32 protein-coding genes and 1 riboswitch are annotated in these 25,595 nt (G+C 69.8%); of the genes, 13 read left to right on the forward strand and 19 right to left on the reverse strand.

The features are described from left to right. Positions 1–11: 11 nt before the first annotated feature. The 3 genes from ESP70_RS14975 to ESP70_RS14985 are packed head-to-tail and all read right to left on the reverse strand — an operon-like array spanning position 12 to position 2,054. Complete coding sequence (locus ESP70_RS14975) at positions 12–1,259, reverse strand: RNA polymerase sigma factor (RefSeq protein ID WP_149690122.1); 1,248 nt, start codon at positions 1,257–1,259, stop codon at positions 12–14. A 54-nt stretch (positions 1,260–1,313) separates the two neighbouring features. Next, a complete protein-coding gene (locus ESP70_RS14980; RefSeq protein WP_149690123.1) occupies positions 1,314–1,679 on the reverse strand; it encodes a YciI family protein in 366 nt (121 codons plus the stop codon). 3 nt (positions 1,680–1,682) lie between these two features. After that, complete coding sequence (locus tag ESP70_RS14985; RefSeq protein WP_149690124.1) at positions 1,683–2,054, reverse strand: YciI family protein; 372 nt, start codon at positions 2,052–2,054, stop codon at positions 1,683–1,685. Between the two features lie 223 nt (positions 2,055–2,277). On the opposite strand from ESP70_RS14985, the gene ESP70_RS14990 reads away from it, so the two are divergent. The 3 genes from ESP70_RS14990 to ESP70_RS15000 all read left to right on the forward strand — a co-directional run bounded on the left by ESP70_RS14990 (position 2,278) and on the right by ESP70_RS15000 (position 4,256). Then, positions 2,278–3,042, forward strand: coding sequence for a hypothetical protein (locus ESP70_RS14990; protein ID WP_149690125.1), 765 nt, complete (start codon positions 2,278–2,280; stop codon positions 3,040–3,042). Positions 3,043–3,139: 97 nt separating this feature from the next. Further along, positions 3,140–3,553: a hypothetical protein gene (locus tag ESP70_RS14995; RefSeq protein ID WP_149690126.1), complete on the forward strand. Its 414-nt coding sequence runs from the start codon at positions 3,140–3,142 to the stop codon at positions 3,551–3,553. A 28-nt stretch (positions 3,554–3,581) separates the two neighbouring features. Beyond that, positions 3,582–4,256: a TetR family transcriptional regulator gene (locus ESP70_RS15000; RefSeq protein ID WP_223148748.1), complete on the forward strand. Its 675-nt coding sequence runs from the start codon at positions 3,582–3,584 to the stop codon at positions 4,254–4,256. Here the strand turns inward: ESP70_RS15000 and ESP70_RS15005 are convergent. Genes ESP70_RS15005 through trhO form a run of 3 tightly spaced genes read right to left on the reverse strand, consistent with a single transcriptional unit; the run spans position 4,253 to position 5,763 of the window. Beyond that, positions 4,253–4,480, reverse strand: coding sequence for a hypothetical protein (locus tag ESP70_RS15005; protein ID WP_149690127.1), 228 nt, complete (start codon positions 4,478–4,480; stop codon positions 4,253–4,255). The two genes, ESP70_RS15000 and ESP70_RS15005, sit on opposite strands and share 4 nt — an antisense overlap. Positions 4,481–4,501: 21 nt before the next feature. Beyond that, the gene (locus ESP70_RS15010; protein ID WP_149690128.1) at positions 4,502–4,870 is read right to left on the reverse strand and encodes a YidH family protein; all 369 of its coding nucleotides are present in this window, start codon (positions 4,868–4,870) and stop codon (positions 4,502–4,504) included. Beyond that, entirely contained in the window at positions 4,867–5,763 is an 897-nt protein-coding gene (gene trhO / locus ESP70_RS15015; protein ID WP_149690129.1) for an oxygen-dependent tRNA uridine(34) hydroxylase TrhO, read from the reverse strand. Before trhO ends, ESP70_RS15010 begins: the two co-directional genes overlap by 4 nt. Before the next feature lie 91 nt (positions 5,764–5,854). Here trhO and ESP70_RS15020 point away from each other — a divergent pair, with 91 nt between their 5' ends. Then, positions 5,855–6,202 (forward strand): cupin domain-containing protein, encoded by a 348-nt coding sequence (locus ESP70_RS15020; RefSeq protein WP_149690130.1) that lies wholly within the window; start codon positions 5,855–5,857, stop codon positions 6,200–6,202. Beyond that, complete coding sequence (locus ESP70_RS15025) at positions 6,199–7,611, forward strand: amidase (protein WP_149690131.1); 1,413 nt, start codon at positions 6,199–6,201, stop codon at positions 7,609–7,611. The genes ESP70_RS15020 and ESP70_RS15025 overlap by 4 nt, the downstream gene beginning before the upstream one ends. Here the strand turns inward: ESP70_RS15025 and ESP70_RS15030 are convergent. The 3 genes from ESP70_RS15030 to ESP70_RS15040 are packed head-to-tail and all read right to left on the reverse strand — an operon-like array spanning position 7,608 to position 10,811. Then, positions 7,608–9,614: a zinc metalloprotease gene (locus ESP70_RS15030; protein ID WP_149690132.1), complete on the reverse strand. Its 2,007-nt coding sequence runs from the start codon at positions 9,612–9,614 to the stop codon at positions 7,608–7,610. The two genes, ESP70_RS15025 and ESP70_RS15030, sit on opposite strands and share 4 nt — an antisense overlap. Before the next feature lie 52 nt (positions 9,615–9,666). Further along, the gene (gene map / locus ESP70_RS15035; protein WP_149690133.1) at positions 9,667–10,434 is read right to left on the reverse strand and encodes a type I methionyl aminopeptidase; all 768 of its coding nucleotides are present in this window, start codon (positions 10,432–10,434) and stop codon (positions 9,667–9,669) included. Continuing rightward, positions 10,431–10,811: a hypothetical protein gene (locus ESP70_RS15040; RefSeq protein ID WP_149690134.1), complete on the reverse strand. Its 381-nt coding sequence runs from the start codon at positions 10,809–10,811 to the stop codon at positions 10,431–10,433. The genes map and ESP70_RS15040 overlap by 4 nt, the downstream gene beginning before the upstream one ends. Before the next feature lie 129 nt (positions 10,812–10,940). Here ESP70_RS15040 and ESP70_RS15045 point away from each other — a divergent pair, with 129 nt between their 5' ends. From ESP70_RS15045 to ESP70_RS15060, 4 genes are read left to right on the forward strand one after another with little or no spacing between them, the layout of a single operon-like run. Next, positions 10,941–11,858: an ABC transporter ATP-binding protein gene (locus tag ESP70_RS15045; protein ID WP_149690135.1), complete on the forward strand. Its 918-nt coding sequence runs from the start codon at positions 10,941–10,943 to the stop codon at positions 11,856–11,858. 1 nt (position 11,859) lies between these two features. Beyond that, positions 11,860–12,603: an ABC transporter permease gene (locus ESP70_RS15050; RefSeq protein WP_149690136.1), complete on the forward strand. Its 744-nt coding sequence runs from the start codon at positions 11,860–11,862 to the stop codon at positions 12,601–12,603. A gap of 19 nt (positions 12,604–12,622) precedes the next feature. Continuing rightward, complete coding sequence (locus ESP70_RS15055; RefSeq protein WP_223148749.1) at positions 12,623–13,900, forward strand: sensor histidine kinase; 1,278 nt, start codon at positions 12,623–12,625, stop codon at positions 13,898–13,900. Then, positions 13,893–14,525, forward strand: a complete 633-nt coding sequence (locus tag ESP70_RS15060; protein WP_149690138.1) for a response regulator — start codon at positions 13,893–13,895, stop codon at positions 14,523–14,525. The genes ESP70_RS15055 and ESP70_RS15060 overlap by 8 nt, the downstream gene beginning before the upstream one ends. 82 nt (positions 14,526–14,607) lie before the next feature. On the opposite strand, the gene ESP70_RS20455 is transcribed toward ESP70_RS15060, so the two are convergent. The 5 genes from ESP70_RS20455 to ESP70_RS15085 form a co-directional block, all read right to left on the reverse strand. Further along, a complete protein-coding gene (locus ESP70_RS20455) occupies positions 14,608–15,162 on the reverse strand; it encodes a hypothetical protein (protein WP_149690139.1) in 555 nt (184 codons plus the stop codon). Continuing rightward, a complete protein-coding gene (locus tag ESP70_RS20460; protein WP_149690140.1) occupies positions 15,159–15,851 on the reverse strand; it encodes a 13E12 repeat family protein in 693 nt (230 codons plus the stop codon). The genes ESP70_RS20455 and ESP70_RS20460 overlap by 4 nt, the downstream gene beginning before the upstream one ends. 108 nt (positions 15,852–15,959) lie before the next feature. Continuing rightward, the gene (locus ESP70_RS15075; protein WP_149690141.1) at positions 15,960–16,751 is read right to left on the reverse strand and encodes an SDR family oxidoreductase; all 792 of its coding nucleotides are present in this window, start codon (positions 16,749–16,751) and stop codon (positions 15,960–15,962) included. Positions 16,752–16,753: 2 nt separating this feature from the next. After that, positions 16,754–17,968 carry an acyl-CoA dehydrogenase family protein gene (locus ESP70_RS15080; RefSeq protein ID WP_149690142.1) on the reverse strand — a complete coding sequence of 405 codons (1,215 nt, stop codon included), beginning with the start codon at positions 17,966–17,968 and terminating at the stop codon, positions 16,754–16,756. 1 nt (position 17,969) lies between these two features. After that, positions 17,970–18,428, reverse strand: a complete 459-nt coding sequence (locus ESP70_RS15085; protein WP_149690143.1) for a MaoC family dehydratase — start codon at positions 18,426–18,428, stop codon at positions 17,970–17,972. Between the two features lie 108 nt (positions 18,429–18,536). Here ESP70_RS15085 and ESP70_RS15090 point away from each other — a divergent pair, with 108 nt between their 5' ends. Then, the gene (locus ESP70_RS15090; protein WP_149690144.1) at positions 18,537–19,049 is read left to right on the forward strand and encodes a hypothetical protein; all 513 of its coding nucleotides are present in this window, start codon (positions 18,537–18,539) and stop codon (positions 19,047–19,049) included. Here the strand turns inward: ESP70_RS15090 and ESP70_RS15095 are convergent. From ESP70_RS15095 to ESP70_RS15115, 5 genes are all read right to left on the reverse strand, one after another. Continuing rightward, complete coding sequence (locus tag ESP70_RS15095; protein WP_149690145.1) at positions 19,027–19,398, reverse strand: phosphopantetheine adenylyltransferase; 372 nt, start codon at positions 19,396–19,398, stop codon at positions 19,027–19,029. The genes ESP70_RS15090 and ESP70_RS15095 overlap by 23 nt on opposite strands. Positions 19,399–19,444: 46 nt before the next feature. Next, a complete protein-coding gene (locus tag ESP70_RS15100; protein WP_149690146.1) occupies positions 19,445–20,146 on the reverse strand; it encodes an energy-coupling factor transporter transmembrane component T family protein in 702 nt (233 codons plus the stop codon). A 40-nt stretch (positions 20,147–20,186) separates the two neighbouring features. After that, entirely contained in the window at positions 20,187–21,578 is a 1,392-nt protein-coding gene (locus ESP70_RS15105) for an ABC transporter ATP-binding protein (RefSeq protein WP_149690147.1), read from the reverse strand. Then, positions 21,579–22,196 carry an ECF transporter S component gene (locus tag ESP70_RS15110; RefSeq protein WP_149690148.1) on the reverse strand — a complete coding sequence of 206 codons (618 nt, stop codon included), beginning with the start codon at positions 22,194–22,196 and terminating at the stop codon, positions 21,579–21,581. Continuing rightward, a riboswitch (TPP riboswitch) is annotated at positions 22,186–22,295 on the reverse strand. (Overlaps the previous gene by 11 nt.) A gap of 13 nt (positions 22,296–22,308) precedes the next feature. Next, the gene (locus tag ESP70_RS15115) at positions 22,309–23,682 is read right to left on the reverse strand and encodes an NAD(P)/FAD-dependent oxidoreductase (RefSeq protein ID WP_149690149.1); all 1,374 of its coding nucleotides are present in this window, start codon (positions 23,680–23,682) and stop codon (positions 22,309–22,311) included. 150 nt (positions 23,683–23,832) lie between these two features. Between ESP70_RS15115 and ESP70_RS15120 the strand changes: the two genes are divergently transcribed. From ESP70_RS15120 to ESP70_RS15130, 3 genes are read left to right on the forward strand one after another with little or no spacing between them, the layout of a single operon-like run. After that, positions 23,833–24,501 carry a GOLPH3/VPS74 family protein gene (locus tag ESP70_RS15120; RefSeq protein WP_149690150.1) on the forward strand — a complete coding sequence of 223 codons (669 nt, stop codon included), beginning with the start codon at positions 23,833–23,835 and terminating at the stop codon, positions 24,499–24,501. A gap of 34 nt (positions 24,502–24,535) precedes the next feature. Next, on the forward strand, positions 24,536–25,081 hold the full coding sequence (locus ESP70_RS15125; protein ID WP_056210825.1) for an NUDIX hydrolase family protein: 546 nt from the start codon (positions 24,536–24,538) through the stop codon (positions 25,079–25,081). Further along, complete coding sequence (locus ESP70_RS15130) at positions 25,078–25,530, forward strand: GNAT family N-acetyltransferase (RefSeq protein ID WP_188110654.1); 453 nt, start codon at positions 25,078–25,080, stop codon at positions 25,528–25,530. Before ESP70_RS15125 ends, ESP70_RS15130 begins: the two co-directional genes overlap by 4 nt. Positions 25,531–25,595: the final 65 nt, after the last annotated feature.

The following is a 25,595-nucleotide window of genomic DNA, read 5'->3' on the forward strand; positions in this document are numbered from 1 at the left end:
TCATGGCAGCGTCAATCAGGCATCGCTGCAGCGCGTTCGAGCAGCAGCGCCTTCTCCCGCTGGTTCTGCGTCAGGCCCGCTGCCCGCTCGAACTCGACCCGGGCCTCGTCGGTCCGGCCTAGCCTGGCCAGCAGGTCGCCACGCACGCTCGGCAGCAGGTGGTAGCCCTCGAGCGCAGGTATGCCCATCAGCTGGTCGGCGAGGGCGAGGCCGACGGCGGGGCCCTCGGACATCGCCAGGGCGACGGCACGGTTGAGCTCGACGACCGCCGAGCCGGAGAGGATCGCGAGCGACTCGTAGAGCTGCGCGATGCGTGCCCAGTCGGTCTCCTCGGCGGTGTGGGCGCGGGCATGACACGCGGCGATGCCGGCCTGCAGGACGTACGGGCCGGGTGGGCGCCCGAGCGACTCGGCGCGCTCGAGGGCGGCGAGGCCGCGGCGGATCAACAGCTGGTCCCACCGCGACCGGTCCTGCTCGAGCAGCAGGACCGGGGCACCATCGCTGTCGGTACGCGCTGCGGCTCGCGACGACTGGATCTCCATCAGCGCGAGCAGGCCGTGCGCCTCGGGCTCGCGAGGCGCCAACGTCGCGAGGATGCGGCCCAGGCGTACGGCCTCGTCGCACAGCGCCGGCCGAAGCCAGTCGTCGCCGGCGGTCGCGGAGTAGCCCTCGTTGAACAGGAGGTAGAGGACGCCGAGCACCGCGGCGAGCCGGGTCCCCCGCTCGTCCTCAGCAGGCTCCTCCATCGGGGCCCCGACCTCGGCCAGCGCCTTCTTGGCCCGGGTGATCCGGGCTCCGATCGTGGCCTCCGACGTCAGGAACGAGCGGGCGATCTCCTTGGTCGTCAGCCCGGCGAGGAGCCGCAGCGTCAACGTGATCTGCACGTCGGACGAGAGCACCGGGTGGCAGCAGATGAACATCAGCCGCAGGACGTCGTCCTCGACGTGGTCGATCGACGACTCGATGCCGGCCACGACGTCCTCCTTCCGCTCCCCGATCTCCCCGTAGGCCCGGTCCTGCCGCTCGCGGCGCCGGAACATGTCGATCGCCCGGCGTTTGGCGACCGACATCAGCCAGGCTCCCGGGTTGTCCGGCACACCGGACTCGGGCCACTGGGCGAGCGCCGCCTCGAGGGCGTCCTGCGCGAGGTCTTCCGCCAGGCCCACGTCACGGGTGATGCGTACGAGCGCGGCGATGAGCCTGGTCGACTCGACGCGCCAGACCGCCTCGACCGAGCGGTGGAGGTCGTCAGCGGTCATGACACCGATCCAACCATCACCGCCCGGCGGCGGGTACTGCTCTGCGGGGCTCCGTCAGCTGTCGGTCAGGCTGCCGGCCACCTGGCGCAGCTCGGTGACGACCGCGAGCTCGGGCCAGTGCTCGGCATGCAGGTCGACGAAGCCACGCGTCCACGCCAGGGCGTCCTCGGGGGTCGCCGCCTCGATCAGCATGAATCCGCCGACGACCTCCTTGGTCTCAGCGAACGGCCCGTCGGTCATCATGACCTCGCCGCCCTGCGACGCGACACGGATCGCGGCCGAGGTCGGCGCGAGGCCGGCATCGGTGACGACCTTGGCGTGCGACTCGTCCGCCACGTGGGCGAACATGGCGTCGATCAAGCCCTCCGGGGGCGGCTCCGCGACGTTCTCGTCGACGTGGATCAGCACGAGATAACGCATGACTCAGCCCTCCATGTCCGGGCCGAAGACCTGGCGCACGACGCTGGTGCCCTCGAAGCCCGGCCACGTGTCGAGATGGATCTGCATGAAGCGCCGCGACCACTCGATCGCCTCCTCGACGGAGCGCACCTCGTACATGCCGTAGCCGCCGATGACCTCCTTGGCCTCGGTGAACGGGCCGTCGGTGATCGTCAGCTTGCCGCCCGAGATGCGGATGTGCGGGCTGGTCTCGATCGCGGCGAGGCCGCCCTGGTCGACGACGACCCCGGCGGCGACAGCCTCGACGCCGAAAGCACCGATCGCCTCGAACAGCTCAGGCGGTGGCGGGCCCCACGGCTGGGCGGGATCGGACTCGATGTAGCTGAGGAATCGCATGACGTCTCCTTGTGTCGGTGGCGGCCCGTCCGGGCCAGCCTTTCACCTGTACGTCGCACGACGAACCCCGATTTCGACACGACCCCGAAAAAACTTTGGGGGCGTCCAGGATCGGCCAGTCTCACGCTGGTCTCACATCGCTCGAATCCGGGTCTGGGCGCGGTCAGGCCGCCCTACGGTGACGACGTACGTCCATCGCCACGACCGTCACAGGGGCCCCGTCATGCGCAAACTCTTCGTCATCCTCGTCGCGGCCGCGGCGATCCTCCTACCCATGCAGGCCGCCGAGGCCGCTCTCCCCAAGTACGGCGTCACGTCCGCGGTGTCGACCAGCACGATCGACCTCGGCAAGACGTTCGTGCTGTCGGGCACGGTCTCGCCGAACGCCAAGGGCAAGACCGTCAAGATCCAGCGGCAGTACGCCGGCGGGTCGTGGACCACGATCCTGACCAAGACGCTGTCCTCGACGAGCAAGTACTCGGCCACGATCAAGCCGACCCGCGCGGGACCGACGAAGTACCGCGCCGTCAAGACCGCGAGCAGCACGCGCGCCCTGGGCATCAGCGCGACGCGCACCGTCACGATCTACCGCTGGCGCAACCTGGTGGACCTGCCCGGCACGTACACGCCGCCGACCATCTTCCAGGGCTACCTCTACGTCAAGGGCACGTACTTCCCGAACTCGTTGTCGATCAAGCAGGGTGAGTACGCCGACTGGAACCTCGCCGGCAAGGGGTGCAACCGGCTCAAGGTCTACATCGGGATCGACGACGACTCGATCAGCGGGACGACGGGCACGTCCTTCATCACCGACCAGGGCCTCGACGTCATCAACTCCGAGTACAACCTGGAGAAGGGCCAGAGCGCGCGCTACGTCCTGGTCTCGCTCGCGACCGCCACGATCAGGTTCCTGCCCGGCCTCAACTCGTCGAGCCTCACCGGGTCGTGGATGGGCTATGGCAGCCCGCAGGTTCACTGCTCCTCCTGAGCGGCGAGCCGTGGGGGCCCATAGTTGAACATGTTCAGAAATGTGACTACAGTCGGCATCAGTCATAGTTGAACACGTTCAAAGATGGAGTTGCCCCATGACCTGGACCGTCGGCACGTACGTCGCCTATCTCCTCATCGCCGTCCCGATCACGGTGTGGGTCGCCTCGACCCTGTCGCGCAACGGGCGGGTCTTCCTCGCCGATGTCTTCGAGAGCAGTCCCGAGCTCGCGGACGCGGTCAACCAGCTGCTGGTCGTCGGCTTCTACCTGCTCAATCTCGGCTTCGTGATCCTTTACGTACGCGGTGGCGGCGAGGTCGCGGACCTGACGGAGCTGTTCGAGGCGCTGAGCGTCAAGATCGGCGTCGTGATGCTGGTGCTCGGCGTGATCCATTTCGTCAACGTCATGGTGTTCTCGTCGATGCGCCGCCGCAGCCGCCACGACGCCGCTCGCACACAGTGGATGCAGCAGACCCCGCAGCCGTACGCACCGACGGCACCGCAACGCTGAGCGGGGGCGGGCGACTAGATTGGCGACCGTGACCGACACCGCCCCCCGCTCCAGCAAGGCCGAGCAGACCCGGCAGTCGATCATCGACGCGGCGATGCGGCTGTTCCGGTCGGGAGGCTACGACCAGACGACGATGCGGGCGATCGCCGAGGAGGCCGGGGTCTCGGTCGGCAACGCGTACTACTACTTCTCGTCCAAGGAGCACCTGGTCCAGGCGTACTACGACCAGATCCAGGACGCGCACGCCGAGGCGTCGGAGCAGCCGCTCGCGAGTGAGACCGACTTCAGCGGCCGGCTGCGCGGCGTGCTCCTCGCCTGGGTCGACGTCGCCGAGCCCTATCACGAGTTCGCCGGCAAGTTCTTCAAGAACGCCGCGGAGCCCAGCAGCCCGCTGTCGCCGTTCAGCGAGGACTCCGCGGCGGCGCGCGAGGCGGCGATCGACCTGCACCGCCGGGTCATCGACGACTCCGACCTCAAGCTCGCCAAGGGGTTGCGAGACGAGCTGCCCGAGCTGTTGTGGCTGCTGCAGATGGGCATCGTGCTGTTCTGGGTGCACGACACCAGCGCGGGCCAGAAGCGCACGCGGGACCTGGTCGAACAGTCGGTGCCGATCATCGACCGGATGCTGCGGCTGACGCGCCTGCCGGGCGTACGCGGTGTGGTCGACGACATCGTCGGCCTGATCCACATGATCCGTCCCTAGGACGGGTCGGCGACCTCGATCAGCTTGGCGACGACGGCCAGCACCAGGGCGATGACGCAGCACAGCATCGTGACCGAGAACGCGATGACGAAGGTCTCGTGCGCTCCGCCTGCGGAGCCGAGGAAGCGCGCCACGAGCGCGGCGACGACCGACAGGCACGTGCCGACGATCGCGAGGTCGAGGGTCGACCTCACGAGCTCCCGTGAGGTGCGCGGCATCCGCATGCCCTCACAGTAGGGCGAGCGTCAGCGGACGGCGACGACGATGACCCCGACGGCCACGCCGACGATCAGGACGCCGACCACCGACGCCAGCATCACGGGACCGCCGAACCCCGGGAGCGGCCCGCCCGTGCGGATCGCGCGCTCGGTGGCTCGCCAGCGGGTCCAGGACTGCGTGATCGCCAGTCCGGCCGCGGCCAGCAGGCACAGCGACGCGGTGGTCTTGACCCACCCGTCGAGATCCAGGGCGGGGGTGTGGACCGCGACCGCCCCGGCGAGCAGCGCGAGCGACGTGCGGATCCACGCGAGGAACGTACGTTCGTTGGCCAGCGTCAGGCGGGCATCGGGCTCCTCGCCCTCGGCGAACACGTGCTTGGGGAAACGGTCGGTCATGCGCTTGCGCTCGCGTGGGCGTCGCACATCCGGTCGCCCTGCAGGCAGCCGTCGCAGCGGACCATTTGGCGTACGCAAGAGACGTCGCCGCAGTCGGCCACGTGGTTGGTCGGCGCCTCGCAGGTGTCGCAGCTGCCGACGAGTGCGGTGTGGTCGGAGAAGTCCATCGTGATGCGGTCGTCGAAGACGTAGAGCGAGCCCTCCCAGAGACCGTCGTCGCCGTACGCCTCGCCGTACGTCGCGATGCCGCCGTCGAGCTGGTAGACCTCCTGGAACCCGCGATGCTTCATGAGCGGCGTGAGGACCTCGCAGCGGATCCCGCCGGTGCAGTAGGTGACGACCGGTTTGTCCTTGAGGTGGTCGTACGCCCCGCTGTCGAGCGCCGCGACGAACTCGCGCGTCGTCTCGACCGGCGGGCGCACCGCTCCGGCGAAGTGGCCGATCGCCGACTCGATCTGGTTGCGGCCGTCGAAGAAGACGACCTCCTTGGACTCGACGAGCGCGTGCAGCTCGGCCGGAGTCAGGTGGGTGCCGCCGTCGACGACGCCGTGCTCATCGAGCTCGAGCTCATCGGCGGCGCCGAACGTCACGAGCTCGTCACGCACCCGGACGCTGAGCCTCGGGAAGTCCGCCGTCGTTCCGTCCCCCCGAGAGCGGCCCTCACTCCACTTGAAGTCGATGTCCTTGAACGGCGCATAGGCGCGGGTGCCTCGGACATACTTCTTCAGCTGGACGACGTCGCCGCCGAGCGTCGCGTTGATGCCGTCCTTGGTGACGATGATGCGGCCACGTACGTCGAGCGAGTCGCACAGGGTGTGCTGCCACAGGCGGATCGCCTCGGGGTCGGCCAGCGGGGTGAAGGCGTAGAACAGCAGGACTTTCGGGGTGGCCACGGGCTCGATTCTAGTGGGCCGGGACGGCGTCCACGGCCGAGCCGGCTGACGGTGCGTGGCCGTTCGGGCCCTGGGGGAGTTAGATGAGGCCATGGACCCCTTCAACGTGCGCACCCAGGCAGCCGAGCTCCTCGAGACAGCGCGGGACAGCACCGCCGGACGCGCGGCCTACATGCCCGTGGGTGGCCCCGGCACCGAGATGACCCAGACGATCATCGCGCTGGTGGGCGGCTTCCAGCTCGACGAGCACGAGAACCCTGGCGAGGCGACGGTGCTGGTGCTGTCCGGCGAGGTCGAGCTCGGCTCGGGCGACTCCGCGTGGTTGGGGTCCGAGGGCGATCTGCTCGACGTGCCCGATGCCAGGCACCACCTGCTGGCCAAGAGCGATGCGACGGTCTTGCTCACTTCGGTGAAGCGCCGGTCCGGCCTCACCGCGTGAGCGAGCTCCACGAGCTCGATGCCACGGCGCAGGCGGCTGCACTCCGTTCCGGCGAGGTGTCGTCGGTCGAGCTGGTGCAGCATCACCTCGATCGCATCGCCTCGTACGCATCGGAGCTCGGCGCGTTCGTCACCGTCACGGCCGAGCAGGCACTCGCACGGGCCGCGGATTCAGACGCACAGATCGCCTCCGGCGACGCTCCCCCGTTCGCCGGGGTGCCGACGGCGTTCAAGGACCTGACGTTCACCCGCGGCACCCCGACCTCGATGGGCTCGGCGGCGATGCGCGACTTCGTGCCGGGCGTCAACGCGTACGTCGTGGACCTGGTGGAGGCGGCCGGCTTCATCAGCCTGGGCAAGACCAACACGCCGGAGTTCGGCTTGTCGTCCTACACCGACAACGACGTCATCGGCCCGGCCCGTACGCCGTGGGACCCGGCCCGCAACGCCGGCGGGTCGAGCGGCGGGGCGGCGGCCGCCGTCGCCGCGGGACTCGTGCCGGTGGCGCAGGGCAGCGACGGCGGCGGCTCGATCCGCATACCCGCGAGCGCCTGCGGCATCTTCGGGTTCAAGCCCAGCCGTGGCCGGGTCAGTGCGGGGCCGGTCGGCTCGGACTGGAGCGGCCTGGCGGGTGACGGCCCGCTGACCCGAACGGTCCGCGACGCCGCGACGCTGCTCGACGCGATGGCGCACCCCGAGCCCGGTGACGTGCGCCCCTTGCCCGAACCATCCGTCCCATACGCCGACTGGGCGCGCCGGCCGCCTCGACGGATGCGCATCGCGCGGTGGTCGCGCACGCACCTCGAGGGCATCCGGCCGAGCGCGGACGCGGTCGACGCGTGGGAGTCGGCGAGCCGGCTGCTGGAGTCACTGGGGCACGAGATCGTCGACATCGACAACCCGTTCCCGGCCGAGCTGGAGCCGCAGTTCAACGTCATCTGGTCGAGCGGCATTGCATCGGCGGCGATCCCGCCGGAGGCAGAGGCGGTGCTGCGGCCCAACACCCGCTACTGGCGCGACCGCGGTCGCGCGTCGACGGCGATCGAGCTGACCCAGGCCCTGCAGTTCCTCGAGCTGACGACCCGCCAGGTCGTCACGGACCTCCAGGCGTACGACGCGTTCCTGACCCCGACGCTGGCGTTGCCGCCGCAACCTGTGGAGTGGTTCAACGAGTCGGGCGATCCCGTCGAGGACCACCACCGCGAGCTGCTGTTCACGCCGTACACCGCGCTCTACAACATGAGTGGGCAGCCGGCCGCGAGCCTGCCGCTGCACTGGACCGCCGACGGTCTCCCGATGGGCGTCATGCTCGCGGCACTGCCGGGGCAGGACGGGCCGCTGTTCAGCCTGTGCGCGCAGGTCGAGGCGGCCGCGCCGTGGCATGACCGACGGCCGCCGGGCTTCGCCTAGCGCGTGACGGTCGAGGTCCTGGCGGACGTACGCGACGCCGTCACGTAGTAAGCCTTGCTGCCGGTGACCTTGACCGTGATGCGCTGGCCGACGCGCGGCTTGGTGACGACGTAGTACGAGCTCGTGGCGCCACTGATCGGTGACCCGTTGGAGTACCAGCGATAGCGCCACGTCGGCGTCGGTGACCAGATCCCGTGGTGCGCGCGCAAGGTGTAGCCGACCTTGGGCGTGCCGGTGATCGTGGGCAGCACGGTCGTGAACGTGCCGCGGGCAACCACCGTCCCGGACGAGGTCCGGGTTGCCGACAGGTAACCCGTGCGTGTGCCCGTCACCTCGACCGCGAGGGTCTTGCCCGCGACGGTTGGCTTGTACGTCCGTTGGGTGGCGCCTGGAATCGCTACCCCATCCAACCGCCACTGGTAGTTGAACGCCTGACTGTCCCACGTGCCTTCGATCGCCGTGACCAGCACGCCGACCTTCGGCGTGCTGCTGAGTGTCGGGGCGGAGCTGGCGACGGTCGGCCGCTTCACCGTGACCGTCACGCTGGCTGACGTCGAGCTCAGGGCGTTGACCGCGACCTTGAGCCCAGCCGAGGGTTCGAATGCCTCTCCCGCCGCGAAGGCGCCGATGTCACGCCCACCGAACGAGTGCGTCATCAGGTAGGTGGCGTTCGGCGTGCCGGCGATCGTGGTCTGCCGCTCGATGACGACGCCGAGGGGATATCGCAGGTCGTCGGAAATCGTGAAGCCCGAGCCATAGAAGGTATCGGCGTCGCGCAGGGTGCGAGAGCGCAGGTCGACCGAGTAGGTCGTGCCGGTGACCGGGTCCGTGACCAGAAGGCCGCGAGTCCCGTCGGCCGACGATCGAGGCGACAGGGCGACGGCCTGGGTGTGCAACAGGCTGTCGGCAGGCAGCGATACCGTGGTGACGGTGTCCGTGAGTCCCAGCTCGGAGCGGAAGAGCGTCCCCAGCGCCGGAGGCTCGAAGGCGCCGCCGCTGACGGCGAGAGACATCGGGCTGTAGAGGTCGTAGTACTCGCAGACCGACGGCGTCGGGCAGGTGTCGAGGTTGGCGTGCTCCAGGCCGAAGTTGTGCCCGAGCTCGTGCACTCCGACCTGCTTGAAGGTGTCGTCGACAGTCACCATGCTCATGCCGCCGTTCGCGATCGACGTGCCGACCTGTGCCTGGCCAACAGGCCCGGCGTTGCCGCACTCGTCGCCCAGCAGCACGATCAGGTGGTTGCCGGGCGTGGAGAAGTCCACGCCGGGAAACAGCAGCCGCGCCTGGTTCCAGAGGGTGTCCGGGGTCCTGATGCCGCACCCCTGCGATGCCGGGATGTCGGCCGTCGAGTCGAACGCCTTGATGGTGCCGACGCGGCTGAACGACGTGATCGCGCCGTCGGACTCGGTCGTCCAATAGGCCAGCATGTCGTCGACCTTGGCGCCGATCTCCGCGTCGCTGCCGTCGACCGAGCCTTGGTCGGTCAGCTTCGCGACGTACGCCCGGTGGGTCTGCGGCGTCGGTGCAGCCGCCACTGCGGGTGCGGTCACGGTGGCCTCGGCGACCGGCAGGGCCGCGCCCTGTGCCGCGGCAGTCAGGGCGATGCTGCCGGCCGACGTGTCCTCGTCGATCGTGCGGCCCGCAGCCGGCATGAGTCCCTTGGCCTTGAGCGCCTTCGATGCGTGGCCGGTGATCGCGAGCTCGCCACGGAACCGGCTGTTGGCCGGGAGCTCCGAGGTCACCGAGACCGGGACGAGCGTCCCGTCGTCGATCCGCACCGCGTACGCCGTGGACGATGCCGGGCTGGTCCCGAACTGGTCGATCTCCGTCTGGATCAGCGTGCCGTCGACTGCAACGGCGGCGTGGTCGGCGTAGCGCGGATCCTCGTAGTGCCGGCCTGCTGGTGCCGCTGCGGTGGGCGCTGCCATGGCCGGTCCCGGGCCGACGAGCGTCGCCGCGACGAACCAGGACAACACGGCGGCGAGCGCCAGGCGGGTACGCATGAGCGTCAGCGTACGGCCGAAACAGGGTGTATCGGAGGCGTTTCCGGGCGGCTCAGCCTCGTGCGGTCATGACGATCGGATCGCCTTCGGTGATGGCGATCGTGTGCTCGACGTGCGCTCCGCGGGAGCCGTCGGCGCTGCGAATCGTCCAACCGTCCTCGTCCATGACGATCTCGTCGGTCGTGTGCAGGAACCACGGCTCGATCGCGATCACGAGGCCCGGCTTGAGCGGGAACCCGCGCCCGGCCCGACCGTCGTTCGCGACATGCGGGTCGCCGTGCATCGTCCGGCCGACGCCGTGGCCGCCGAACTGGGTGTTGATCTTGAGCCCGTGCGAGCGGCCGACCTCGCCGATCGCGGCGGAGATGTCGCCGACCTTGTTGCCTGCGTGCGCCACCGCGATGGCGGCGTCGAGGGCCTCCTGGGCGTGGGCGATGAGGCGTACGTCCTCCTCGCGCGGCGTGCCGACGACGACGCTCACCGCCGAGTCGCACACCCAGCCGTCGACCGACGCGGCGAAGTCGAAGCTCACGAGGTCACCGTCGCGCAGCTTGTAGGAGTGCGGCAGGCCGTGCAGCACGGCATCGTTGACCGACGTGCAGAGCACCTTGCCGAACGGCATCGCGCCGAACGACGGGTGGTAGTCGATGTAGCACGACTCGGCGCCACGTTCGCGGATCATCTGGTGGGCGAGGGCATCCAGGTCGAGCAGGTCGACCCCGACGTCGGCGGCCTCGGAGACCGCGGTCAGGACGGAGGCGACGAACTTCCCAGCCGGGCGCATCTCGTCGATCTGGGTGGGCGTGAGGAGCTCGATCATCGTGGGCCTTCGGTGCGGATCGGGGTGGGACGGGAGCCGACGAGCGCGAGGACCAGGCCGGCGACCCCGGCTGCAGCGGTCACCGAGCCGCCGAAGATCTGGCCGGACGGGGCGCTGAACGCCGACGACGCCGCAAGGGCACCGCCCAGCAGCGCAGCGGCGACAGCGGCGTGCTCCCGCGGCGTGTGGTCGCGGCGGGTGCTCCACGACTGGTAGACGATGCCGGCGCAGACGACGGCGCCCACGATGGCGAGCGCGCGACCGGCACCGGCGGCACCCTTGCTCAGGTCGCCTCCGGCCACGAGGTCGACGACGTACGCCACGAGCACGACGGCTCCCGCGATCGTCGCTGCGCCCACGGCGCGACTGCCCGTCATACGTCCTGCTCCTGGTGTCGGCTCATCGGCGCCAAGCGTACGCCGGGGGTCCCGGCCAGCCATTCGGTGGAGCCGATCACGGCCGATCGGTCGATGCGCCGCGCACAGCGGCTCGACGAGGGTGGAGCCATGAGCATCATCCAGATCCGTGGACTCCGCATGACGTACGGCACCAAGGTCGCCGTCGACGGTCTCGACCTCGACGTCGCCGAGGGCGAGATCCTCGGCATCCTCGGCCCGAACGGCGCCGGCAAGACCACGACGGTCGAGTGCATCGCCGGCCTGCGGCGGCCTGGCGAGGGGAGCGTGCAGGTCGCGAGCCTCGATCCGTACGTCGACCGCACGGCGATCACGCCCCTGATGGGAGTGCAGCTGCAGCAGGCCGGGCTGCAGGCCAAGCTGACGGTGCGTGAGGCGCTCGAGCTGTATGCCTCGTTCTACGACCATCCTCGCGACGGGCTCGAGCTGGCGGAGCGGCTGGGGCTGAGCGAGTCGATCGACGTCCGGTACGCCAAGCTGTCGGGCGGCCAGCAGCAGCGGCTCGCAATCGCCCTCGCGCTGATCGGCCGGCCGCGCATCGCCCTGCTCGACGAGCTGAGCACGGGCCTCGATCCCCGCTCCCGACGCGACGTGTGGGGACTCGTCGAGGAGGCTCGCGAAGGCGGCGCCACCGTGATCCTCGTGACGCACCTGATGGAGGAGGCCCACCGGCTGTGCGACCGGCTCGCGCTGATCGACCACGGCCGGATCACGGCGATCGACTCCCCTGAAGGATTGGTCGCCCGCTCGGCCGCGCCGACGATCATGGCGTTCACGCCGTCGCAACCGGTCGACACCGGCGCGCTGTGGGACCTCACCGGGGTGACCGACGTACGCCAGCACGGTGAACGCATCGAGCTGGCCGGCGACGACGACTCGGTGACGGCGGCACTCGGCTGGCTCGCCCGCCACGACGTACGTGTCGGCCGCCTTCGGGTCACGGAGTCGACCCTCGACGACGCTTACCTCGACCTCACCGGAGATCCGGTCCTGACGGAGGAGAACTGACATGTCCAGCCCCGCACGCACGATCCTGCGTACCGAGTCCAAGCTGTTCCTGCGCGAGCCCGGCGCGATGTTCTGGATCATGGCGTTCCCGACGCTGCTCGTGGTGATTCTCGGCAGCATCCCGTCGTTCCGCGACCCCTCGAAGGGCCTCGACGGGGCGCGCGTGATCGACCTCTACGTCCCGATCTCGATCCTGCTCTCGGCGATCATGGCGTCGATCCAGTCGATGCCCGGCGTGATGGCGGGATACCGCGAGCAGCGGGTCCTGCGCCGGGTGGCCACGACGCCGGCGCGGCCGTTCGACCTGCTCGCCGCGCAGTACGTCCTGCACGGCGCCGCCGTCGTCGTCTCGGCGGTCCTGGTGCTGCTGGTCGGCCGCATCGCGTTCGACGTGAAGTCACCAGGATCTGCCGGGGCGTACGTCCTGGTGTTGACGCTCGCCCTGGCGGCCTGCCTGGCGATCGGTGGGGTCATCGGTGGCGTCGCGCCGACCGCGCGCATCTCGACGGCGATCGGCACGCTGGTCTTCTTCCCGATGATGTTCACGGCCGGGCTCTGGGCGCCGGTGCAGACGATGCCGCACGGGCTGCGCACCGTCGTCGAGCTCACGCCCGGTGGGGCGGCGGCCCGCGGGCTGGACCAGGCGGCGCTGGGTCACTGGCCGTCGGCGCACTTCGTGCTCGTGCTCGTCGTGTGGGCCCTCGTCGCGGCTGGGGCGGCCGCGCGATACTTCAGGTGGGAGTGAGGGACGGGGTGTGATGCGAGTGTCGAACGATCCTGCCGTTCCGGCGCTCCCCAACGGCCGGCCGACCAACGTGCAGCTCGCGCTGTTCCTGCGGCGCGGGCCGTACGCGCTCCTGGGCCTGAGCTCGATCGCCGCCGCCCTGAGCGTGAAGAGCATCGGCACGAGCGAGACCGGGATCGTCGTGATGACGTTGCTCGTGCCGACCCTGGCCGCGCTGCACTGGATCTGCGCCGACCGGAGGTGGGACGGCGACCTGCAGGACACGATCGGCGCGTTCTACGCCACGACGCGGACCGTCGTGGCGTTCGTCATGACGTGGCTCAACCCGTTCTTCTCGATCTTCGCGCTGATCGGCTACTTCGACAATCAGCTCTACGTCCCGCGGCGCTGGGCCGTGGTCGTCCTGCTGACGACGGCGGTGACGATGGCCGGGGCGCAGTCGGGCGGCCTGCCACCCGACGGTGCACTCCAGCTCGCGCTGTTCCTCGGGCTGCTGGTGCTCAACGGTGTCCTGACGGTGGTGATGACCAACGCCGACGTGCACGAGGCCGAGCTCGCCGCCGAGCGCAACACGACGATCGCGATGCTGGAGCGGGCGAACGTACGCCTCGAGCAGGCGCTCGCGGAGAACGCCGGGCTGCAGGCGCAGCTCGTCCAGCAGGCGAGGGAGTCCGGCGTGCACGACGAGCGCGAACGGCTCGCCCTCGAGATCCACGACACGATCGCGCAGAACCTGACCGGCATCGTGACCCAGCTGCAGGCCGTCACCGACACGACGGATGACGCAGCGGGCCGGGTCCACGTCGAGCGCGCCGCGGCGCTGGCTCGTGAGGCGCTGGGCGAGGCCCGCCGCTCGGTGCAGGGGTTGCTGCCGCTGCGGCTCGACAGCACGGATGTCGTCGAGGCGCTGACCCACCTGACCCGCGACTGGTCGGCGGCGACCAGCATCCCGGGTGAGGTCGTGGTGACCGGCGATGTCGAGCCGCAGCACCCGGACATCGAGGCGACGGTGCTCCGCGTCGCGCAGGAGGCGCTGACGAATGTCGGCAAGCACGCGTGCGCGCAGCGGGTCGGGGTCACGCTGTCGTACACCGGCGACGAGCTCGTCCTCGACGTACGCGATGACGGCATCGGCTTCGATCCCCATGCGGCGCCGGCCCCCGCGGGCCACGGCGTCGGGCTGCACGGCATGCAGCAGCGCGCGGCGCGAGTCGCCGGGGAGCTGGTGGTGGAGTCCGAGACCGGAGCCGGCACGGCGATCTCGTTGCGGGTGCCGTCGGTGGTGCCACATGGCTGACGCGATCCGGCTGCTGCTGGTCGACGATCACCCGGTCGTACGTGACGGCCTGCGAGGCATGTGCGAGTCGTCCCCCGACTTCCTGGTCGTCGGTGAGGCTGGTGACGGCGTCGAGGCCGTCGCGCTGGCTGCGGACCTCGATCCCGATGTCGTGCTCATGGACCTGCGGATGCCGGGCGGCAGCGGGCTCGACGCCATCGCCGCGCTGGCGTCGGGCGGCAGTCGGGCCCACGTGCTGGTCCTCACGACGTACGACACCGACCGCGACATCATGGCCGCGCTGGATGCCGGAGCGACTGGATACCTGCTCAAGGACGCCCCGCGCGAGGACCTGTTTGCCGCGATCCGCGCCGCCGCTGCCGGGGAGTCGGTGCTCTCACCCGCCGTCGCGACCCGAGTCGTCTCGCGCGTACGGACTACGGGTTCGGAGGCGCTGAGCGGTCGTGAGACGGACGTCCTCGCGCTGGTGGCCAAGGGGCGGTCCAACCGCGAGATCGCCCGGGCGTTGTTCGTCAGCGAGGCAACCGTCAAGACCCACCTCGGGCACATCTACACCAAGCTCGGCGTCAACGATCGAGCCTCTGCGGTGGCCACGGCGTACGACCGGGGCCTGCTGGGTGGTTGAGTCGGGACGTGGCTAAGCGCCCCGCCAACTGGCGGTGGGTCAGTCACCGCCCACGTGTGTCCATACCGCTGCTTCTCCGGCCCTATTGGCGGAGGTGGTGGGGTTGGTCTTTGGGGAGGAGTGGTGGTGGTTTGGAGATGTAGGTGTGGCCGGTGGGGGTTTGCCAGATGGTGTCTCGGCCTTGGGCGGTGACCGTCCAGCCGGGCACATGTTTCAACGTGTGGGATCTGGTGCAGAGGCCTTGACCGTTGGCGACGGTGGATTCCCCGCCGTCGATGTGGGCGTGAATGTGGTCGTGGTGGCGGATCTTCAGGTCGCAACCGGGCTGGCGGCACCTTTGATCGCGGGCTCGGATGTGGCTGGCGGTGGTGGTGTCGAAGTGGCGGCGGCGGGGTTCGCGGACGATGAGGGTGCCGTCGACGGGGTCGACAAGAAGTCTGCGGATCCAGGCGTTGGGTGCGCCGGCGATGATGTCGTCGGCGACTGAGGGGGAGATGGGTCCGTAGCCGGTGAGGTCGACAGGTTCGCCGGTGTCTTGTCCGGTGAACGTCTCGGCGTCCATGACCAGGTGGACTTCGACGTTGGTGTCCTCGGCGAACTGTTGGCCGGTGACCCTCTCGACCAACGTTTGGGTCATGATCTGGCCGAGTGTGCGGGGTCGCCGGCCGCGCGCAGGGCGCGGGCGTGCTGGTCCAGCGCGGTGTGGGCGGCGACGATCTGTTCAGCAGGCCCACGAGCATGCAGGTGTGCGACTCCGTCGGAGTCGGGGAACAGGGACACCCTCTGGTCGGCGCGGTTGCGTTCGGCGCGGTCGGCGGCGGCTTCTGCATCGATCCTGATGACGGCGCGTGCGGTGAGGCGGGCGGCTTCGTGGCGGGTCAACCCGATCAGTTGGGCGGCGATCTCACCCTCGAGCACGATCAGGTCATCTGCGCACAGCGTCACCGATTCGTTGACCACGGCCCGGATGACGGGTTCGGTGAGTCGGCCGGCCAGGAACAACGCTTGGATCTCGGGGAGGTGTTCCAGACCCAGGGCGGTTCCAACCTGGGTGCCGGCGGCAGCCAAACCCACCTTGCGGGCCATGGAGATCTCACCGATGACCGAGATGGTGGGGTCTGGCCTGCCGACACCGGTCAGGTCGGCTCGTTCGGCATGCAGTGCGGCGATCTGGGCCATCCGCTCGGCCTGGGCGGCGCTGATCGCCCGGTCCAGAGCCACGATCGCGTCGATCCGGTTGGCCCCGAGCTTCGGGCCCGGGTCGGCACCGAAATCATGTCCGCGCACGTCGGCCAGAACGGCCTCGGGAGCGGTTCCGGTGAACATACTTCCAACCTAGACGCCACCACTGACACGTCTTTTCGGCTGCAATCCCAGCTGTGGACAACTCCCTTTCGACAAGCTCAAGGAGCGGGTCAGGCAGGCACTCCGGACTCACTCCAGGCTGGAGCGGAACCGCTGCATGCCGGCGATCCAGTGATCCGTGTCGGCGGCCTTGCGGGCATACATGGCGCCGACCTCGGCGTGTGGAAGGGCGAAGAACGTACCCGCCACCACCGCCTCCAGCAGCGCGTCCGCCACGGCCAGCGGCGACAGCGTCTCGCCCGCGGTGACGACCGACTTCATGCCGAGCCGGGCATCGCCGACCGCGCTGGTCTCGCCCTCGACGAGCATGTCGGTGCGTACGCCCATGGGGCACAGGCAGCAGACCTGCACGCCCCGGTCGCCGTAGGTCGCGGCGAGCCACTCGGCGAAGCCGACGGCAGCGTGCTTGGTCGTCGAGTACGTCGGCGAGCCCAGCTGCGTCAGCAGGCCGGCGGCCGACGCCGTGCTGACGAAGCAGCCACTGCCCCGCGAGACCCAGCCCGGCACCAGCGCACGAGCCGCGACGACATGCGCCTTGACGTTGACGTCCCACGACAGTGCCCACTCGTCGTCCGTCGCCTCCAGCCCGAAGCCCTTGAAGACGCCCGCGTTGGCGAAGTACGCATCGACGTCTCCAGCAGCCTCGATCAGCGCCGCCACATGCGAAGCATCCGACGCATCGCCCGCGACGTACGACACGCGCCCCAGACCAGCGAGCCGCGCCGCCGTCTCCGCGAGCCGCCCACCGTCGAGGTCGCCGATGACCACCGAAGCACCCTGCTCGAGCAGGCGCTGGGCAACGGCCTCACCGATGCCGCTCGCCGCACCGGTGACGATCGTGCTCGCTCCGGAGAGCTCCATCGTCAGGCGTGCTTCTTGAGCTCGGCGCGAGCCAGCGAGTTCTTGTGCACCTCGTCGGGCCCGTCGGCGAACCGCAAGGTGCGGATGCCCGCGAACCACTCGGCGAGAGGGAAGTCCTGGCTCAGGCCACCGGCGCCGTGCACCTGGATCGCCTTGTCGAGGATCCACTCCACGGTCTGCGGGGTCGCGATCTTGATGGCCTGGATCTCGGTGTGGGCGCCGCGGTTGCCGGCGGTGTCCATCAGCCACGCGGTCTTGAGCACCAGCAGGCGCAGCTGCTCGATGCGTACGCGCGACTCGGCGATCCAGTCGCGGACGACGCCCTGATCGGCGATCGGCTTGCCGAACGCGACCCGGTCGAGCGCCCGCTTGCTCATCATCTCGACGGCCCGCTCGGCGATGCCCAGCGAACGCATGCAGTGGTGGATGCGTCCCGGCCCGAGGCGGGCCTGCGCGATCGCGAAGCCCTCGCCCTCGGCGCCGATCAGGTTGCTGGCGGGCACACGTACGTCCGTGAACGAGATCTCGGCGTGGCCGCCGTGGTCACGGTCGTTGTAGCCGAACACGTGCATGCCGCGCTCGATGTCGAAGCCCGGGGTGTCGCGCTCCACGAGGATCATCGACTGCTGGCGGTGGCGGTCGGCGGACGGGTCGGTCTTGCCCATCACGATGAAGATCTTGGCGTCGGGGTTCATCGCGCCGGTGATCCACCACTTGCGGCCGTTGATGACGTAGTCGTCGCCGTCCTTGACGATCGCCGTCTCGATGTTGGTGGCGTCCGACGAGGCGACCTTGGGCTCGGTCATCGCGAACGACGACCGGATCTCGCCGGCAAGCAGCGGCTCGAGCCACTGCTTCTTCTGCTCCGGCGTGCCGAACATGTGCAGCACTTCCATGTTGCCGGTGTCGGGGGCGGCGCAGTTGACCGCGGCCGGGGCGAGCTGGATGCTGCGGCCCGTGATCTCGGCCAGCGGGGCGTACTGGAGGTTGGTCAGCCCGGCGCCCTGGTCACCGGGGAGGAAGAAGTTCCACAACCCACGCTTCTTGGCCTCGGCCTGCAGGTCCTTGAGGATCGCGGGCGGCGACCAGGTGTCGTCCTTGATGGCGGCCTGGATCTGCTCGTGCGCGGTGGGCTCGGCCGGATAGATGACCTCGTCCATGAACGCTTCCATCTGACCGATGAGGTCCTGCGTCTTGGCGTCGTAGGCGAAGTCCATCTCACGCACCTGCCATGACGTAGACGACCTCGGCGACGCACGCGGGCTTGTCCGCACCGTCGATCTCGATCACGAAGCTGACGACACCCTGCGTGCCGATCGCGATGTCGGACGTCTCCTTGAGCGTCGCGGTGGCGCGCAGCTTGGCGCCGACCGGAACGGGGTTGGGGAAGCGCAGCTTGTTGGCGCCGTAGTTCATCCCGAACGCCAGGCCGTTGATCGTGTAGATCTCCTCGGCGAACGCCGGCAGCAGCGCGAGGGTCAGGTAGCCGTGCGCGATCGTCCCGCCGAACGGGCCGGTGGCGGCACGCTCCGGGTCGACGTGGATCCACTGGTGGTCGTGGGTCGCATCCGCGAACGTGTCGACCTGTTCCTGCGTGATGGTCATCCAGCCGCTGGTGCCGAGCACCTCCCCGGCGGCTGCCTTGAAGTCGTCGAGACTGTCGAACACGCGTGGCATGAAGTACCTCCGGGGTCACTAAGCGCTTGCTTAGTTGGCACCCTAGTACGTCCGACAGCCCGCGCGCCAGAGGGGCCGCCTCCCCTGTCCGGGCTAGGCTCCTGCCGCATGTGGGGACGCAAGCGGGACACGCCACCGACACCCGACGACGACAGCGAAGGCAGCGCAGGTCTCCGGCGGCTCGCGCTCTCCATCTCCCCCGAGGACCTCGGCCTCACGGTCGACGGCGATCCGGACCGGGTCTACGGCGTGCTCATGGAGACCGGGTACGTCGCCGCGGTCGTCACGATCGTCTCGCTGATCGACGGCACGACGAGCATGTACATCAGCACGGGCGGTGGCACGATCGGCGCCGGTGAGCACGAGCCGGTCGCCGAGGCCACGCGGGCGTTCGTCGCCATGGCGCAGGTCCTCGTCGGGCAGACCGCACCGACCACGGCCTTCGACCTGCCCGGCGTCGGGCGCGTGCGGTTCCAGCTGCTCACGGTCGGCGGCGGTCGTACGGCCGAGGCCGCCGAGGACGATCTCGGCAACGGGCGCCATCCGCTGTCGCCGCTGTTCCACGCCGGTCAGGACGTCATCACCCAGATCCGACTGCTCAGCGAGCAGCAGTCCAGCTGACCGCGGCAACCACCAGCAGCACGATCGACACGACGTCTGCGCGCACGACCCGCTGCATGGCGGCGTTGATCCCCGGATTAGCCCTGGCGACGGCCACGAACGCCACATCGCTGACCAGTCCGGCGCCGATCGCGTACGGCTGCAGGTCGTCGACGAACGCTGCCGCGATCAGCAGCGCCCCGAGCAGCCCGAACAGGACCGCCCGGTGCACCAGCAGGACGGCGAGGTCGGGGCCGTCGACGCGTACGTCATACATACGGGCAACCCGTGAAGGGCCGGCGACGCCGATCAGCGGCAGCAGGTGGATCGCCCCGGACAGCACCAGTGCGACGGCGATGACAACGGTCATGCCTCAGGCTCGCGCGTACGCCGACACGTGTCCATGACCTCCGAGGTCAAGCCCCGGCGAGGCGGGCGATGATCGGCGCGCAGCCCAGCACAGCAGCGACGACCACGGCCCAACGGTCGAGTCGGGTCCACGGTGCGGGCTCGGCCCACGTACGTTCGTGCGCCGTCGCGAACCCCCGCGCATCCATCGCGATCGACGTCGCCGATGCGCCGCGCAGGGCCTGGACGAGCAGCGCGAACGACATGTTGGCGGCATAGCCACCGTTGGCCAGCGGGTTGCGGGACGGGCCGAAACCGCGCACCCGGCGTACGCGCTCGAGCTGCTGCCAGGCGAGCCCGAACCCGGTGAACTTCTGCAGCGCGCCGGCGAAGGCGGCGATCAGACGGGCCGGCAGGTGCAGAGTCTGGGCGAGGTAGTCGGCGAGCCGCGACGGGTCGACGTACCCTGCCATCACCGATCCCGGACCGGCGAGCACGACGATCCGCAGTCCGGCGGTGATCGCCTCCTCCGTGTCGCGACCCCCGAGGCGCCACGTCGAGTACACGATCGTCACCGCCGCGATCGCCGTGAAGCCGAGGCACACCAGCGGATAGCGCCAGCCCGGCAGGAGCAGCAGCCCCACCAGCACGTACGCACCGAGGGCGATCAGCGCGACCGGCAGGCTGCGGATCCAGAACGAGCCGAGCAGCGAGAACAGCCCGACCGAGAGCTGTACGAGCGGGTTGGCCCGCAGCACCAGAGTTCTCATGCGATGAACCCTGCCTCATGATTCACTCGCTGGCGCTCGCTCATGCCACCACTCCGTCGCGCATCCGATGCTCGGCGTCGATTGGCAGGTCGGCGTCGTGCGTCGACAGCGCGACAGTCGCGTCGGTGGAGCGCGCCGCGGTGATCCAGCCGACGACCGCCGCCCACGTCGAGGGGTCCTGGCCGACCGTCGGCTCGTCGAGCAGCACGACACCGGGCCGGTGCGCCAACGCTGACGCGAGGGCCAGCCGACGCTGCTCGCCGCCTGAGAGCCGGTAGGGGTTGGAGGTCGCGAAGCGGCCCAGTCCGAACACCTCGAGCACCCGATCCACGTCGACCTCGCGGCCGAGCTTGCGCGCACTGTGGCGCACCTCGTCGCCGACCGTCGAGGTCAGGAAGCCGTGCTCAGGATTCTGCGGCACCCAGCCGACCGCTCCGGCGAGACGCGGCGAGCGCCACCGGCGCAGCTCGGGGGTGACGGTGCCACCGTTCGGCTTGAGCAGACCGCCGAGCACAGCCAGTGCGGTCGACTTCCCGGCGCCGCTCGGCCCGGTGAATGCCGTCGTACGTCCGGGGGTGATCGCGGCGGTCAGGCCCGTGAGTGCCTGGGTGCGCTGCATGCCGCGGAGCGTACGGGTGACGAGCTCGACCGACACGTCGGTGGCCGCAATCGACAGCGCGTCGACGTCGGGGGCGACGAGGTCGGCCGGTAGGTCCAGCGGTGTCGGCGTCGCCATGCCCGGCATCCAGACGCCGGCCGGAGGTGGCCCGTCGAGGAACGCCTGCACCGTGCCGTCGCTCACGATCGAGCCGTCGGCCGACAGCACGACGACCCGGTCGACGTGGTCGAGCCACGGCTCGATGCGGTGCTCGACGATCAGCAATGTCCGGCCCTCGGCGGCCGACAGGATCGCGTCGCGCACGCTGGCCGACGTGTCGGAGTCCAGCATCGAGGTCGGCTCGTCCAGCAGCAGCACGTCGGGCCGCATCGCCAGCACACCGGCCAGGGCAAGGCGTTGCTGCTCGCCGCCGGACAGGGCAGCACTGAAGTGGTCGCGCCCATACGTCAGACCCACCGACGCCAAGGCCTCGTCGACCCGCGACCAGATCTCGGCACGGGACATACCGGCGTTCTCGGGTCCGAAGGCCACGTCGCGACCCATGCGCTCGGCGACGATCGCGTCGGCAGGGTTCTGCAGGAGCAGCCCAAGCCGCCCCTCGACCTCGGCCGTGCCGCTCAGCTCACCCGCGATCGTCGTGCCGAGGGCGCCCGCCAGGCCGTACAACAGAGTCGACTTGCCGGCACCGCTCGGCCCGACCAGCAGCACCCGCTCGCCGGGCTCAATCACGAGATCGAGCCCGGCGACGACAGGGTTGCGTCGGCCGAGAGGGCGCCACGTGAAGCCCGTGAACCGGGCCCCACCGAGACTCATCTAGACCTCGGCGACCTGTTCGCGGCCCGCCGGGAAGGCGTCGAGGACACCCGCCTTGGCCAGAGCCTTCACGAGGTAGAAGCCACCGACACCGGCGATGACCGCACCAGACACGGCGAAGAAGCCGAGGTAGGCGAGCTTGTAGCCCATGTCCCAGTCGGTCCAGTACGAGTTCCACTCGTAGACCGACTCGAACGTCGCGGCGAGCGCGCCGGCCGCCGCCGCGATGACGACGCCGAAGCGCCCGTAGAAGATCAACAGGAAGATGACCTCGGCGCCGAGCCCCTGCCAGAAGCCGGAGGCGAAGACGCTGAAGCCCCACTGCGTACCGCCGACGATGAACGTCGAGACGGCGGCGGCGAGGAACTCCGTGGCGAACGCCGCCCCGGGCTTGCGGACGATCAGACCGCCGACGACCCCGGCGATGAGCCAGGGGCCGGCGAGCAGGCCCGAGCTCGGGGGATAGGAGAACACCGCGAGACCGCTGAGCGGCTCGTAGAGCTTCCCCCAGCCCCAGAAGATGACGCCGAACGCGACTGCGAGCGTGGTGATGGTGACCAGGTCGATCGTGCGGTAATGCACGTTGAACCCGGTCTTGGACGTGGTTGCAGAACTCATCGTGACTCCCTTCGCCGGTACTAACCGGTGCAGGTTCAAGGGTCTGCGGCTGATCCGCACTCTCAGCGCCCTCTGCGTGGCGCTCCCCTGTCTTGGTGAGTCGACTGTACCGCTATCTCCCCGTGAGCTTGTCGCCGATCCTTGCCAGGCGGCTCGGGCGGGCCAGGCCGTTGCTCTCACGGCGGTCCGCCTCGCGGTAGAGCCCGTACATCGCGCGCACGCCCAGCCAGCGCAACGGCTCGGGCTCCCAACGGCGCACGTCGCGGTTGACCCACGGCAGGCGCACGAGGTCCGAGTCGCGACCCAGCACGAGGTCGGCGAGCGTCTGGCCCGCGAGGTTGGTCGTCGTGAGCCCGCTGCCGACGTAGCCACCCGCCCAGCCGAGCCCCGTCGAGGCATCGAACGTGACGCTCGCGCACCAGTCGCGGGGCACCCCCAGGACGCCGCACCACGCATGATCGATGCGGGCCTCGCGCACGGCCGGGAACATCCCGTGCAGGATGCCGGTCAGCGACTCGACGGTCCAGTCCTGCGTACGTCCGTCGACATCTGTCGCCGAGCCGAACCGATAGGGGATGCCGCGGCCGCCCAGCGCGATGCGGCCGTCGGCGGTCTGCTGGGCGTAGCAGTACGCATTCGCGTGGTCCCCGAGCAGCTCGGCGCCGCGCCAGCCGATCTCGTCCCACACCGCATCGCTCAGCGGCTCGGTCACGATCATCGCGGAGTTCATCGGCAGCCACGTACGCCTCTGCCCACGGATGCCCGCGGTGTAGCCCTCGAGGCAACGCAGGATTCGCCCGGCGCGTACGCGACCCCGTTCGGTCGTCACGACTCCCGGCTCGATGCTGGTCGCACGGGTCTGCTCGAGGATGCGTACGCCTCGACGCTCGACCGCTGCTGCGACCCCGGCCACGAGCTTGGCGGGCTGCACGCGCGCGCAGTGCGGGCTGAACGTCGCACCGAGCGCGCCCTCGACCCGCAGCCGGTCGCCCACCTCGGCCGCGGTCAGCTCGCGCTGGTGACCCTCACCGATGCCCCAGGCGCGATCGCTCAGGAGGCCCTCGTGCATGCGCTTCAGCTGCGCTGCCGACCGGGCGACGTACAGGACGCCGCGCTTCACGATGTCGGCGACGATCTCCTCGGAGCGGCAGACCTCGATGACCTCGTCGACCGCCGACTCCATCGACGAGACCAGCGCCTGCACGCCCTCGCGGCCGTGCGTGGCGGCATACCGCTCCTTGCTGCCCGAGAGCTCGGCCGACAGCCAGCCGCCGTTGCGCCCGGACGCACCGAACCCCGCGAACTCGGCCTCCAGCACGACGATGTCGAGGTCAGGGTCGAGCGCCGACAGGTAGTACGCCGTCCAGAGTCCGGTGAGTCCGGCGCCCACGATGCAGACGTCACAGTCGAGGTCACCGTCGAGGCCAGGGCGCGGCTCCGGGATGCCGACCTGCTGCCACCAGAACGAGACGCCGCCGTTGATCACGCTTCCATGCTGACACCATCCGTGGCTAGCGTGGCTGCATGACCGAGCGCCAGCTGGGGGTCCCCCCACGAGTCCTACGAGTAGGGGCGGGAATCATGGGGCACTCATGCCATCGCCTGCGTATCTTTGCTCTTCCACGGAGGTGATGGCATGACCACTGCGGAGGACCTGCTGCTGATCGTGACGGACCCCGTGAGCGGCAAGGCTCAGCTCGACTCGATGAAGGCCGACCCCGTGATCGGCGGCGCCCACCTGCTCGACCTGGTCGCCGCCGGCCGGCTCACACTCGACGGCCAAGGGCGCAGGGCGCGGGTCGTCGTGGCCAGCCACGCACCGGTCGACGATCCGGTCCTCGCCCAGGCCTTCTCCCGCATCCGCAACCGCGGTCGTCAGACGCCACAGAATGCGGTCACCCGGCTCGGCAAGCAGGGCCGCAAGCACGTCTACGCCGCCTTGGTCGCCAAGCGGCAGATGCAGCAGCGGCCGGCGAAGGCGCTCGGGATCTTCCCGCTCAGCCGCCACGACGTGGTCGACAGCGCGCGGCGCAACGACCTCATCAACCGCGTCCGCGCGAGCCTGCTCCACGATCAGCCTGCCGATGCCGAGACCGGGCCGCTGATCGGTCTGCTGTCGGCGGCCGACCTGACGAAGCTGCTGGTGGACAAGTCCGAGCGCAAGCTGGCCAAGCAACGCGCCAAGGTCATCGCCGAGGGCGACTGGGCCAGCGAGGGCGTGCGCAAGGCGATCCAGGCGGCGCAATCGGCCGTCACTGCGGGCATCATGGTCGCCGCCACGGCCGGCGCAGCCGGGTCGAGCTGACCCGCGACTTCGACGCGTACGACACAATGTGCGCATGTCCGTGCGCACACCTGATCCCAATCCGGGCTGGCTCCCGGACTTCGCCCTGGACGAGACCCGGGCTCGCGTCCCGATCCTCTACGTCGAGGCCGTCCCGGTCCGCATCAACGCACTCGGCCAGGTCGAGTCGATCGGCATCCTGCTGCGGGGCTCGTCGACGACCGGCGTCATGACCCGCACGCTCGTGTCCGGCCGGGTCATGCACGGCGAGTCCGTACGCGAGGCGCTGCTGCGCAACCTCGCCAAGGACCTCGGCCCGACGGCGTTCCCGCAGCTGCCGGCGTCGACCGTGCCGTTCTCGGTCGCCGAGTACTTCCCGCTGCCCGGCGTCTCGACGCTCTACGACCCGAGGCAGCACGCGGTGTCGCTCGCGTACGTCGTGCCGGTCAGCGGTGAGTGCAACCCGCGCCAGGACGCCCTCGAGCTGACCTGGCTGACGCCCGAGGAGGCGGCGAACCCCGAGGTGCTCGCCGACATGGAGGGCGGCCGCGGCGCGCTGCTCAAGGAAGCCCTGGCGTCGGTCGGCGCCCTGCCACAGTGACCGACCTGAGGATCCGGCCGGCCACGCCGGATGACCTCGAGGCGATCCTCGCGCTGACGGCCGAGGACTCGATGCACTACTACGACGAGCCGGCCGAGGTCACCGCCAACCAGCGCGCGGCGATCGAGGAGATCATCGCCGATCAGCACCAGGACCTGCTCGTCGGCGAGCTCGACGGAGCCGTCGTGTGCACCGCGCAGATCACCTGGATGCGGATGCTCGCCGCCGACAGCGGGCTCTACTGCCAGGTCGAGGCCGTACGCACCTCGGCGTCCCGCCGCGGTCACGGCATCGGCGCGACCCTCATGGCGTACATCGAGGACGAGGCGCGCCGCCGCGGAGCCGCGCGGATGCAGCTGACGACCAACCGCAAACGCGTACGGGCACATGCGTTCTACGAGCGGCTCGGCTTCCTCGGCAGCCACATCGGCATGAAGAAGTACCTCTGACCCACGCATCGTGAGCCCTGCCACCGCACCTTGAGCTTGTCGAAAGGTCTTTTCGACAAGCTCAA

Origin of the sequence: Aeromicrobium ginsengisoli (genome assembly GCF_004134905.2) — a bacterium.
GTDB lineage: Bacteria > Actinomycetota > Actinomycetes > Propionibacteriales > Nocardioidaceae > Aeromicrobium > Aeromicrobium ginsengisoli.